Source organism: Paracoccus sp. UBA889, assembly GCA_002294185.1.
Lineage (GTDB): Bacteria > Pseudomonadota > Alphaproteobacteria > Rhodobacterales > Rhodobacteraceae > Paracoccus.
Map to the genome: position 1 here is coordinate 58,318 of DBFD01000021.1, position 11,701 is coordinate 70,018.

The 11,701-nt window shown below is 66.2% G+C and carries 12 protein-coding genes; 2 read left to right on the plus strand and 10 right to left on the minus strand.

Annotation, left to right across the window (positions count from 1 at the left end; translation table 11 throughout):
- Positions 1 to 200: 200 nt before the first annotated feature.
- A complete protein-coding gene (locus tag B4L36_RS03465; RefSeq protein ID WP_292952404.1) occupies positions 201 to 446 on the plus strand; it encodes a hypothetical protein in 246 nt (81 codons plus the stop codon).
- A 158-nt stretch (positions 447 to 604) separates the two neighbouring features.
- On the opposite strand, the gene B4L36_RS03470 is transcribed toward B4L36_RS03465, so the two are convergent.
- From B4L36_RS03470 to B4L36_RS03500, 7 genes are all read right to left on the minus strand, one after another.
- The gene (locus tag B4L36_RS03470; RefSeq protein WP_292952407.1) at positions 605 to 1,105 is read right to left on the minus strand and encodes a lytic transglycosylase domain-containing protein; all 501 of its coding nucleotides are present in this window, start codon (positions 1,103 to 1,105) and stop codon (positions 605 to 607) included.
- Positions 1,098 to 2,486 carry a dihydrolipoyl dehydrogenase gene (gene lpdA, locus B4L36_RS03475; RefSeq protein WP_292952410.1) on the minus strand — a complete coding sequence of 463 codons (1,389 nt, stop codon included), beginning with the start codon at positions 2,484 to 2,486 and terminating at the stop codon, positions 1,098 to 1,100. Before lpdA ends, B4L36_RS03470 begins: the two co-directional genes overlap by 8 nt.
- 63 nt (positions 2,487 to 2,549) lie before the next feature.
- On the minus strand, positions 2,550 to 2,939 hold the full coding sequence (locus tag B4L36_RS03480; protein ID WP_292952413.1) for an MAPEG family protein: 390 nt from the start codon (positions 2,937 to 2,939) through the stop codon (positions 2,550 to 2,552).
- Entirely contained in the window at positions 2,939 to 3,193 is a 255-nt protein-coding gene (locus B4L36_RS03485; RefSeq protein ID WP_292952416.1) for a hypothetical protein, read from the minus strand. Before B4L36_RS03485 ends, B4L36_RS03480 begins: the two co-directional genes overlap by 1 nt.
- 5 nt (positions 3,194 to 3,198) lie before the next feature.
- On the minus strand, positions 3,199 to 3,618 hold the full coding sequence (locus B4L36_RS03490) for an EVE domain-containing protein (RefSeq protein ID WP_292952419.1): 420 nt from the start codon (positions 3,616 to 3,618) through the stop codon (positions 3,199 to 3,201).
- A gap of 402 nt (positions 3,619 to 4,020) precedes the next feature.
- A complete protein-coding gene (odhB, locus tag B4L36_RS03495) occupies positions 4,021 to 5,661 on the minus strand; it encodes a 2-oxoglutarate dehydrogenase complex dihydrolipoyllysine-residue succinyltransferase (RefSeq protein WP_292952422.1) in 1,641 nt (546 codons plus the stop codon).
- Positions 5,662 to 5,665: 4 nt separating this feature from the next.
- On the minus strand, positions 5,666 to 8,632 hold the full coding sequence (locus B4L36_RS03500) for a 2-oxoglutarate dehydrogenase E1 component (RefSeq protein WP_292952425.1): 2,967 nt from the start codon (positions 8,630 to 8,632) through the stop codon (positions 5,666 to 5,668).
- A gap of 129 nt (positions 8,633 to 8,761) precedes the next feature.
- Here B4L36_RS03500 and B4L36_RS03505 point away from each other — a divergent pair, with 129 nt between their 5' ends.
- Entirely contained in the window at positions 8,762 to 9,670 is a 909-nt protein-coding gene (locus B4L36_RS03505) for a sulfotransferase (RefSeq protein ID WP_292952428.1), read from the plus strand.
- Between the two features lie 47 nt (positions 9,671 to 9,717).
- Here the strand turns inward: B4L36_RS03505 and B4L36_RS03510 are convergent, their stop codons facing one another.
- From B4L36_RS03510 to sucD, 3 genes are all read right to left on the minus strand, one after another.
- Positions 9,718 to 10,194 carry a hypothetical protein gene (locus tag B4L36_RS03510; RefSeq protein WP_292952431.1) on the minus strand — a complete coding sequence of 159 codons (477 nt, stop codon included), beginning with the start codon at positions 10,192 to 10,194 and terminating at the stop codon, positions 9,718 to 9,720.
- An 11-nt stretch (positions 10,195 to 10,205) separates the two neighbouring features.
- A complete protein-coding gene (locus B4L36_RS03515; protein WP_292952433.1) occupies positions 10,206 to 10,565 on the minus strand; it encodes a hypothetical protein in 360 nt (119 codons plus the stop codon).
- A 251-nt stretch (positions 10,566 to 10,816) separates the two neighbouring features.
- Positions 10,817 to 11,701 carry a succinate--CoA ligase subunit alpha gene (sucD, locus tag B4L36_RS03520; RefSeq protein ID WP_292952435.1) on the minus strand — a complete coding sequence of 295 codons (885 nt, stop codon included), beginning with the start codon at positions 11,699 to 11,701 and terminating at the stop codon, positions 10,817 to 10,819.

The window sequence follows — 11,701 nt, forward strand, 5'->3', positions numbered from 1 at the left end:
TTCGGCCCCGAACCGGATCTGTTCCTGGTTTCCGGAAACCCGCGTCGCCTGATTTGCCTGAAACCATTATAAAATCGTCCTCGGTTATCATTTTCGCGAGGAAAACACGCCGATCGCGCGCCGAAAAGCAATTTTCTTTGTGCAAATCATGCTGACCTTGGGTAAACTGACCGGGAACCGCGTGAAGCAGAGAGATATTCATGGCGCAGATTCCCGATGATCTCATTGTCGAAATGCGCCTGGCGCTCGACGATCTCGGCGAGGCGCGTCAGCAGGTTGCGGATCTGGTTGCACGGGAATGCGACCCCCATCTGGGGGCTGCCGTGATGCGGCTGATGATCGCGGCCGAACAATCGACCCGCAAACAGATGCAGCCACAGAATTCCCTTATCTGGGGCTGGCTGTTTGGCGGCGAAAAGGCTGCCGCATCCGCCGCGTCCCGCTGAGGCGGCGTTCCGTCGCGCGGTCATGCAGACCGGATCGAACCGCGTTTCTATCGGCAATGCCGAGCCGCGATTTCCCACGCGATTGATAAAACAGATGAAAGTCGCGGCCGCGTATTAGCATGACTCACATTACCGCGACAGTATATTAACGACACCTGCTAGCGCCGCAGACCGGTCTTTTTCAGCAGTCCCTTGCGTTTGGCTTCGTCATAATAGCCGCGCGAATACCACATGATCGCCGCGTCAGGATCGCCGCCGGCCACCAGCCATGCGCCGCGAAGGTATCTGACGCCGTAGCGCAGGTTCGTATCGGCATCCAGCAACCCATCCGCCGGACCGCGATAGCCCATGGTTCGCGCCGTCTGATACCGGATCTGCATCAGACCGTAATAGGCACCGTTGCGCGCGGTAGGGCGGTGGCGGGATTCGCGAATCACCACACGCTGAACGATCTGGGCCGGGACCCGGTAATGGCGCGCCCAGAAATTGATGCGGGATCGGATATAGGGGGTCTCGTTCGGATAAAGGCCGGTCCTGGTCAGCCCTGCCGGGGCGGTGCGGCCCGTTCCTCCGCCGCCGCAGGCGGCCAGGGCCAGGCTGGCCAGCACCATGGCGCGCCGCCCGACCAGGGGCAGCGCGCGCCGCGGGCGGTCAGGCATGGATCGCGCCGTCGCCGCAGGCCAGGGCGGCCTCTCGGACGGCCTCGGACGTGGTCGGGTGGGCGTGGCATGTCAGCGCCACATCCTCGGCCGAGGCGCCGAATTCCATCGCCACGCAGATCTCGTGGATCATCTCGCCCGCGTTCGGGCCGACGATATGGCAGCCCAGAATGCGGTCGGTTTCCGCATCCGCGATCATCTTGACGAAGCCGTCGGCCTGCAGCATCGCCTTGGCACGCGCGTTGCCCAGAAACGGGAACTTGCCGATCTTGATCTTGCGCCCGCTATCCTTCGCGGCCTCTTCGGTCAGCCCGACGCTGGCGACTTCGGGGGTGGTGTAGATGACGCCGGGGATCACGTCGTAATTGACGTGACCATGCTTGCCCGCGATCACCTCGGCCGTGGCAATGCCCTCGTCCTCGGCCTTGTGGGCCAGCATCAGGCCGGGGACGCAATCGCCGATGGCGTAGAGACCCTTGATGTTGGTCGCCCAGCGGTCATTCACCTTGACGAAGCCGCGATCGGTCATCTCCACGCCCAGCGTGTCAAGTCCCAGCCCTTCGACATGCGGGCGGCGCCCGGTCGAGACCAGGACGCAATCGGCCTCGATCGTCTTTTCGCTGTCGTCCTTTTTCAGCGCATAGACGACCTTCGCCTTGCCCTGAACGATCTCGGCGCTCTTGACCGCCGCGCCAAGAACAAAGTCCATGCCCTGCTTGAGCAGGATCTTCTGGAACTGCTTTTGCACCTCGCCATCCATGCCCGGCGCGATCGCGTCGAGATATTCGACGAAGGTCACCTTGGCGCCCAGGCGGGCATAGACCGAACCCAGTTCCAGCCCGATGATCCCGGCCCCGATCACGACCATGGATTTCGGGATCTTCGGCAGCGCCAGCGCGCCGGTCGAATCGACGATCACGCCGCCGGCATTGTCCACCTCGACCCCTTTCAGCGCGGCCGGGACCGAACCCGAGGCGATGACGATGTTCTTGGTCTCGTGGACCTCGTCGCCGATCTTCACCTTGCCGGCCTCGGGAATGCTGGCCCAGCCCTTGAGCCAGTCGATCTTGTTCTTCTTGAACAGGAATTCGATACCCTTGGTATTGCCCGCGACGGTTTCGGCCTTGTAGCCCTGCATCTTGGTCCAGTCGACCTTCACCTTGGCGCCGGTCAGGCCCATCCGGTCGAAATTCTCATGCGTCTCGTGCAGCATGTGGCTGGCGTGAAGCAGCGCCTTGGAGGGGATGCAGCCCACATTCAGGCATGTGCCACCCAGCGTTTCGCGGCCCTCGACGCAGGCGACCTTCAGGCCCAGTTGCGCGGCACGGATGGCGCAGACATAGCCGCCGGGTCCGGCGCCGATGACGATGAGGTCGTACATGTGGTATTCCCTTTTTCAGTGTTTGCGGCGATGCCGTCGCGAGATATATGGCCCGGCAGGCGATCAGAAAAGGCTCGCCAGGATCATGATCATGCTGGCCGCGAAGCCGACCGCCCAGATGACCGAGCGCCAGGGCACCCAGCCGAAGACGTAGGCCGGCACATAGAGGATGCGCGCCAGCAGGTAGATCCAGGCGCTGGTGGCGGTGAGGCCGCTGGACTGGCCCGGTACGGTGACCACCACCACGGCAAGGGTGAACAGGACGAGCCCCTCGAAATGATTGTTCAGGGCGCGCTGAAGGCGGCCCGCCGTTCCGGTCAGTTCGGGTTTGACGTCGCGCGTGCCCATCGCGACCCGCGGTCCGATCTGCCGATTCGCCGCCACCGAAAAGGCCGCGAACTGAAGGCCCTGCAAAAGACCTGCAAGGGCGAGAACGGTCAATTCGGCTGTCATCAGGCGGTCTCGACAAAGTGGAAGCTGGTCGCGGTCACGCCGCCCTGACTGTTGAAGACCGCCGCCGCGCCGTCCAGATACTCGCGCGCCGTCCTGGCGTTGCCGACATCGAACAATGCCCAGGCGCTGCTGTCGCTTTCACGCCAAAGTTGCAGCAAGTTCAGGCTGTTGTTGCCACGATCCTCGGCATCGGCATCAAAGGCGGTCCTGAAGGCGGCATAGGACTTGACCGTGTAATGGGCGATCATCTGCATCGGGATCACTCCGTCGTCATGGCGTCGCGGATGGTCTGGAAATCCGCGGCGTTGATTTCGAAAAGCCCGCGCCGGGCCACGAGGCCCCAGTTGCTGCGGGTAAATTCCAGCCTGTCGCCCAACGGCGCAAGAAGGGTTTCGGTTGCCTTCCACCAGTCGATATCGCGGCGAAAGCCGGTCCGGCCCGGAGCCATTTCGGCCTTGTAGGGCTGGCTGTCCCGGACCGTGCCGATGGCGGTGAAGGCCTTGAGCGGCGGCCCGTCGGGATAGGAGGCTTTCGGCGAGTAACAGATCAGCCCGTCGCCCGGCGTCAGCGCGGTCAGCGGACCCAGCTTGCCGTGGTTCAGCATGGCGAAGCCGCCGGCGACGCCCTTGCGGACATGATCGCGGCTGACGACGCCGATCCAGTGGCGGGGGCCGGTCACGCGGCGCCCCGGGTGTTGCGCAACGGCTGCGCGCGTTGCGCGGCGGGGCGGAATTGGGCCCTGCCGCGTCCGGCCCAGCAAATGCTGGCTTTCGGGGGGCACCGGACGGCCACCGGACAGGCACAGCGCGTGCACAGGGCGTGCACCGACAACGCACGATCCCCGATCGTTCCGTGCGCCCGCGCGCGTTTCCAACGGATCTCAGGTGCATCAGTGCATGAATGCACAGGCCGATCAGCCGTCACCCTGGCCGATCGGACCCCTGTTCCGAATCTGCAAGGGGCGTCGACCCGCCGCGGACGGGACGCGAAGCGCCCGCGCCGGGTCAGGCCCGAAACGGGAAGGCTCCGCCGGACCTGTCCGCCGCTTCCGGGCCGTGGCCCTGGCATCCCGGGACGCAAATCACAGATCCATCAGCAGCCTGCGCGGATCCTCCAGCGCCTCTTTCACCCGGACGAGGAACGTGACCGCGCCCTTGCCGTCCACGATCCGGTGATCGTAGCTCAGCGCCAGATACATCATCGGGCGGATCACGATCTGGCCGCCGACGACCACCGGGCGATCCTGGATCTTGTGCATTCCGAGAATGCCCGATTGCGGCGGGTTCAGGATCGGCGAGGACATCAGCGAGCCGTAGACGCCGCCATTCGAGATGGTGAAGGTGCCGCCCTGCATCTGGGCCATGGTCAGCTTGCCGTCGCGGGCCCTGGTGCCCAATTCGCCGATCTCCTTCTCGATCTCGGCAAAGCCCTTGCGGTCGGCATCCTTGACCACCGGCACCACCAGCCCGTTGGGCGTGCCCACCGCGACGCCCATGTTGACGTAGTGCTTGTAGACGACATCGGTGCCGTCGATCTCGGCATTGACCTCGGGCACCTCTTGCAGCGCGTGACAGCAGGCTTTCACGAAGAAGGACATGAAGCCCAGCTTGACCTTGTGCTTCTTCTCGAACGCCTCCTTGTATTCGCCGCGCAGTTCCATGATGGCCGACATGTCGGCCTCGTTATAGGTGGTCAGCATGGCGGCGCTGTTCTGCGCGTCCTTCAGCCGCCGGGCGATGGTCTGGCGCAGGCGGGTCATCCTGACCCGTTCCTCGCGTTCGGCATCCTGCGGCGCCGACGGGGCGCGGGCGGATTGCGGCGCGGCTTTCGGCGCCGGGGCAGCGGCCGGGGACCCGGCCCTGGCCACGTCTTCCTTCATCACCCGGCCATCGCGGCCCGAGGCCGTCACCTGACCGCGGCCGACGCCCTTTTCGGCCATCGCCTTTCGGGCCGAGGGCGCGTCCTCGACATCCTCGCGCGGGGTCATTTCCTCGGGGCCGGCATCGGTGGCCTTTTCCTCGGGCGCGGCGGGGGCGGGGCTGCTTTCGGATCCGCCGCCCGCGGCACCCTCGGTGATCACCGCCAGCCTGGCCTTGGCATCGACGGTCGCGCCTTCCTCGGCCACGATCTCGGCCAGCACGCCGGCTGTGGGGCTGGGCACCTCGACCGAGACCTTGTCGGTTTCCAGTTCGCACAGCATCTCGTCGGCGGCGACCTGATCGCCGACCTTCTTGAACCAGGTGGCCACCGTCGCCTCGGTCACGCTTTCGCCAAGGGCGGGAACCATCACGTCCACCGAATTGCCGCTCATCTCTGTCTTTTCCTCCGGGGTTTCGGCGCTTGCCCTGACGGCGGCCTTGTCCTGTTTCGCGTCCTGTCGGGCGTCCTGTTTCGCATCCTCTCCGGCGTCCTGCTTCGCACCCTTGCCGCCATCCTGCCCAGTGCCGTCCTGCGCGGAGGGCCGGCCCGAGTCCGCGCCCTTGGCGGATTCGTCGATCTGCGCCAGCAGGGCATTGGGCTCGACGGTCGCACCTTCCTCGGCCACGATCTCGGCCAGGACGCCGGCTGTGGGGCTGGGCACCTCGACCGTGACCTTGTCGGTTTCCAGCTCGCACAGCATTTCATCGACCGCCACGGTATCGCCGGCCTTCTTGAACCATGTCGCGATGGTCGCCTCGGTGACGGATTCGCCCAAAGCGGGCACGCGGACTTCGGTACTCATCGGATCATCCTTCGATATTCAGGGCTTCGTTGACCAGGGCTTGCTGCTCGGCCTTGTGGCGCGAGGCGAGGCCCGTGGCGGGCGAGGCCGCCGCGTTGCGCCCGACATAGCGCGCCCGGCCATGTTTCGCGCCCAGCCGTTCCAGCACCCATTCGATATAGGGTTCGACAAAGGTCCATCCCCCCTGGTTCTTGGGTTCCTCCTGACACCAGATCACCTCGGCCGACTTGAAGCGGCCCAGTTCGGCAACCATGGCCTGCGCCGGGAACGGGTAGAATTGTTCCAGCCGCATCAGGTAGACATCGGTGACGCCGGCCTCGTCGCGGGCCTTCAGCAGGTCGTAATAGACCTTGCCCGAACACAGCACGACGCGCTTGATCTTGCCGTCCTGGACCAGTTTGGTGTCGGAATTGCCGCGCTGCGCATCGTCCCACAGCACCCGGTGGAAGGTGGAGCCGGACTGGAATTCCTCGGCGCGGCTGACCGCCAGCGGATGCCGCAGCAGCGATTTCGGGGTCATGATGACCAGCGGCTTGCGGAAGCCGCGATGCATCTGGCGGCGCAGGATGTGGAAATAGTTCGCCGGCGTGGTGCAGTTGGCGACGATCCAGTTGTCCTCGGCGCACATCTGCAGGAACCGTTCCAGCCGGGCCGAGCTGTGTTCCGGGCCCTGGCCTTCGTAGCCATGCGGCAACAGCATGGTCAGGCCCGACATGCGCAGCCATTTCTTCTCGCCCGAGGAGATGAACTGGTCGAACATGATCTGCGCGCCATTGGCGAAATCGCCGAACTGCGCCTCCCACAGGGTCAGGGTATTCGGTTCGGCCAGCGAATAGCCGTATTCGAAGCCCAGCACCGCGTATTCCGACAGCATCGAATCGATGACCTCGTAGCGGGCCTGGTCCCCCTGGATATGGTTCAGCGGATAATAGCGATCCTCGGACTTCTGGTCGATGATCGCGGAATGGCGCTGGCTGAACGTGCCCCGCATGCTGTCCTGGCCCGACAGGCGGACGCCGCGGCCCTCGACCAGGAGCGAGCCGAAGGCCAGGGCCTCGGCTGTGGCCCAGTCGAACCCCTTGCCGGTATCGAACATCTCCTTCTTGGCCGCCAGCAGGCGGCCCACGGTCTTGTGCAGGCTCACGCCGTCCGGGGCGCTGGTCAGCGCGCGGCCGATATCGGTCATCATCGCGGCCGGGATGCCGGTCTTGCCGGCGACATATTCCGCGCCTTCGCGTTCGAGGCCCGACCACTTGCCGTCCAGCCAGTCGGCCTTGTTCGGCTTGTAGTTCTTGCCGATCTCGAATTCCTCGGCGAGATGGGCCTGGAAGGCGGCCTTCATGTCCTCGATCTCGCCCTCGGGGATCAGCCCGTCCCTGACCAGCCGGTCGGTGTAGATCTGCAGGGTGGTCTTGTGACCCTTGATGTTGGCATACATGGCCGGGTTGGTGAACATGGGCTCATCGCCCTCGTTATGGCCGAACCGGCGATAGCAGAAGATGTCCAGCACCACGTCCTTGTGAAACTTCTGACGGAATTCGGTGGCGACCCTGGCCGCGTGGACGACGGCCTCGGGATCATCGCCGTTGACGTGGAAGATCGGCGCCTCGACCATCAGCGCGATATCGGTCGGATAGGGCGAGGTGCGGCTGAAATGCGGCGCGGTGGTAAAGCCGATCTGGTTGTTCACGACGATATGGATCGTGCCGCCGGTGCGGTGGCCGCGGATGCCCGAAAGCTGCAGGCATTCCGCCACCACGCCCTGGCCGGCGAAGGCCGCGTCGCCGTGCAGCAGGACCGGCAGCACCGCGGTGCGGGCCTTGCGGTCGCCCAGCTGGTCCTGCTTGGCGCGCGCCTTGCCCAGCACGACCGGGTTCACCGCCTCCAGATGCGAGGGGTTGGCGGTCAGCGACAGGTGGACGATGTTGCCGTCGAATTCGCGGTCGGAGGAGGCGCCGAGATGGTATTTCACGTCGCCCGATCCGTCCACGTCCTCGGGCTTGAAGCTGCCGCCCTGGAATTCGTGGAAGATGGCGCGGTAGGGTTTTGACATCACGTTGGCCAGCACCGACAGTCGGCCGCGATGCGGCATCCCGATGACGATTTCCTTCACGCCAAGCGCGCCGCCGCGCTTGACGATCTGTTCCATCGCCGGGATCAGCGCCTCGCCGCCATCGAGGCCGAAGCGCTTGGTGCCCATGTATTTGACATGCAGGAACTTCTCGAATCCCTCGGCCTCGACCAGCTTGTTCAGGATCGCCCGGCGGCCGTTGCGGGTGAAGGCGATTTCCTTGCCATAGCCCTCGATCCGTTCCTTCAGCCAGGCGGCTTCCTCGGGGTTCGAGATATGCATGTATTGCAGCGCGAAGGTGCCGCAATAGGTGCGCTTCATCAATTCGCAGATCTGGCGCATGGTGGCGACTTCCAGACCCAGCACGTTGTCGATGAAGATCGGCCGGTCCAGATCGCCGGGACCGAAGCCATAGGTGGCGGGCTTCAATTCGCCATGATCGGGGACATGGCGCAGCTTCAGCGGGTCGAGATCGGCGTGAAGATGACCGCGGATCCGGTAGGCGCGGATCAGCATCAGCGCGCGGATGCTGTCCAGCACCGCCTGCCGCATCTGGTCGGTGGTCAGTTCGACCCCCTTTTCGGCGGCCTTTCCGGCGATCTTCCTCATCGCCTCGTCGGCCTCGGCCTTGCCGGACATCGGCCATTCGCCGGTCAGCGCGGCGGTGGTGTCGTCATGCGGCATCGGCGGCCAGTCGGCGCGCGACCAGGACGGGCCCTCGGCCTCGCGCAGCGCGTCTTCCTGGGCATCGCCGAGGCCGCGGAAGAATTCGTCCCAGGCCTGATCGACCGCGGCCGGATCCCTGGCCCACTGGCCATAGAGCTGTTCGACCCAGGCGGCGTTATGGCCTTGCAGGAAGGAGGAATCGTGGAAATCGGTGTTCTTGGGCTGGTCGTTCATCGTTTCGGACCTTTAGCGAGACATGAGAAGCCGGGATGCGGGTCTGGTCGGGGCGCGGCGCGACATGTATGCCGACGCAAATCGCGGGCCGCCGGCGGGACCGCAAGGCCGGATGTGAAAGGTGACGGGATGCAGAACTACATCTTCCTGATCGGGGCGCCCAAATGCGGCACCAGCAATCTGGCAGCGATGTTGGGCGCCTTGCCGGAGATCGCGTTGGCCCGTGGCAAGGAGCCGTGCTTTTTCACCGATTTCGCCGAGCGGCGCTGGTCCGGACCCGGCGCGCGCGCCTTTGCCCGCATCCCGCGTGATCTGGCCGATTACCACGCCCTGTTCGCGCACAAGCCCGCCGCGGCGTGGCGTCTGGACGCCTCGACCGACTACTTGTGGAACCCCGCCGCCGCCGGCCGCATCGCCGATTTCGCGGCGCGTCCGGACGTGGGCGAGATCCGGATCCTGGCCGTCCTGCGCGACCCGGTGGCGCGCATCATCTCTGAATATCAGCACACCCGGCGTGACCAGCTGGAGACGCTGGGGCTGACCGCCTCGCTGCGGGCCGAGGCGCAGAGGATCGCGGATGGCTGGCATCCGCTTTTCTATCACCGCCTGCGCAGCCGATATTCCGGCCAGATCGCCCGCTATGACGCGCTGTTCGGCGACCGGCTTGAAGTCCTGGATTTCCACGCCGCCCAGGGCGAGGCGCTGTTGCGGCAGGTCAGCCGGAACCTGGGCGTGGAACCGGTCGCAGATGTGCCTGCCGACCGGAATCGCAATGAAAGCTATGTCACCCAAAGCCGGACGGTGAAGGCCGCGCTCTACAACCCCGCGCTGAAGCGCGTGGCGCGCGCCCTGGTGCCGCGGGAATGGCGCAAGGCAGCCTGGGCGCGCATCGACCGCATGAACCGCACCACGATAGAGGTGAGCGAGCCGGACCGCGCGGCGATCCGAGAATCGCTGGCCGACGAGATCGCCGCCTGTGCCGCCGATCCGAGAATCCCGACCGTGAACTGGTCGCAGGCTTTCGCGACGCCGGCCTAGGACGGGGCCGGCGAGACAGCCGAAATCCGGGTGATGTCGGCGAGCCGTCACGCCGTCGCGCCGCATTTCACCACCATCACCGACACGCCCGGCATGGCGCTGGAGCCGCCGCCGGAATTGGTGCGGGCCGAGGCCACGCCCGCGTCGCCGCAGAGCCTGGCCGCCGCGCCGTCGACGCTGGCGGGTTCGGTCTGCTTCGGACGGAAGATCACCGAAAAGCCGCGATCGGCATTGCCCGAGACCGACACGACAGCGGACTGCCGCATGCCCGTGCGGCTGTCCATCGGTCCCGAAAAGCTGGGCGCGACCGGCGTGGGGGGCGCGATCTCGGCGGGCGGCCTGATCGCCGGCGGGGGCGTGCGGGGTGCCGCGGGCGCCATCGCATAGGGCGAGGTCGCGGCGGCGCTGCGGCCGGTGGTGGTCGGCGCGCCCGGCGGCGGCACGCAGCCCGCGAGCGCCAGCAGCCCCGCAACGGCAAGCGCCGGTTTGCGGATCGTCGTGATGGGGGTGAAGTTGACAATCATGCCCGATCTCCTCATGCGCAATAGATGTCGATGATACGTGCGCCGGGATCGGCAAGGGGGTCGATCCGCGGGATTTGGTCGATCCGCGCCACGGCGCGGCGTTCCAGCCCGCACAGGGCGCTTGCGGCGGCCGGTCCGGCATTGGCGGGCGCGCGGGCGGGCCGATAGATCAGCCGCCAGCCGAAGTCGCGGCGCGCTACGGTGCGCACCGAATCCGGCGGCAGGGTGCTGGCCTGATGCAGATCGGTGCGGGCGGGAATGCCGCCGCGCAGGATGTCTTCGGTCGCGCGTTCGCCGCAGCCCGACAGCAGCAGCGAACCCAGCAGCAGCGCCGGGCGCAGGTCGGTCACGCTGATGCCCGGAACCATCATGGGCGGGCCGGGCGATGCGCCGATCCGCGTCCGCGACCGGCGATCCCCGCCAGGGACATGTCCGGCCGAGGGATCAGGTCACGCGGGCAAGATGCGATCGCCGCGCGCCGGTCGGGCAAGGCCGCGCCGCACGGGCCGCGCATCACGCCCGGAAGCGTTCCAAGCGAGGCGCCTCTGCGGTTGGCTGTCATTCACCCACTCCTTGCCCGTGCCATGCCATCGTCGCGAGGGCGGCGCCCGGTGTCAAATCATCAGCCCTTGATGGCCTTCAGCACCGCCTCGCCCAGCCCCGCGGGGCTGTCGGCGACGACGATCCCGGCCTTCTTCATGGCCTCGATCTTCGATTCCGCGTCGCCCTTGCCGCCCGAGACGATGGCGCCCGCATGGCCCATGCGCCGGCCCGCGGGCGCGGTGCGCCCGGCGATGAAGCCGGCGGTGGGCTTCCACTGGCCCTTCTTCTTCTGCCGGGCCAGGAATTCGGCCGCCTCTTCCTCGGCCGAGCCGCCGATCTCGCCGATCATGATGATCGATTCGGTTTCCGGATCGTCCAGGAACATGGCCAGCACGTCGACATGTTCCATCCCCTTGATCGGGTCGCCACCGATTCCCACGGCGCTGGACTGGCCCAGGCCGACATCGGTGGTCTGCTTGACCGCCTCGTAGGTCAGCGTGCCCGAACGCGACACCACGCCGACGCTGCCGCGCTGGAAGATGTTGCCGGGCATGATGCCGATCTTGCATTCGCCGGGCGTCATGATGCCGGGGCAGTTCGGTCCGATCAGGCGGCTTCTGCTGCCCTCCAGCGCGCGCTTGACGCGCATCATGTCCAGCACCGGGATGCCCTCGGTGATCGCCACGATCAGCGGGATTTCGGCGTCGATGGCCTCCAGGATCGAATCCGCCGCGAAGGGCGGGGGCACATAGATCGCGGTCGCGGTCGCGCCGGTCTTTGCCACCGCCTCGTGGACCGAGTTGAAGACCGGCAGGCCGATATGCTCTTGCCCGCCCTTGCCCGGCGTGACCCCGCCGACCATCTGCGTGCCGTAGGCGATGGCCTGTTCGGTGTGGAAGGTGCCCTGCGAGCCGGTCAGGCCCTGGCAGATGACTTTGGTGGTCTTGTCGACGAGAATGGCCAT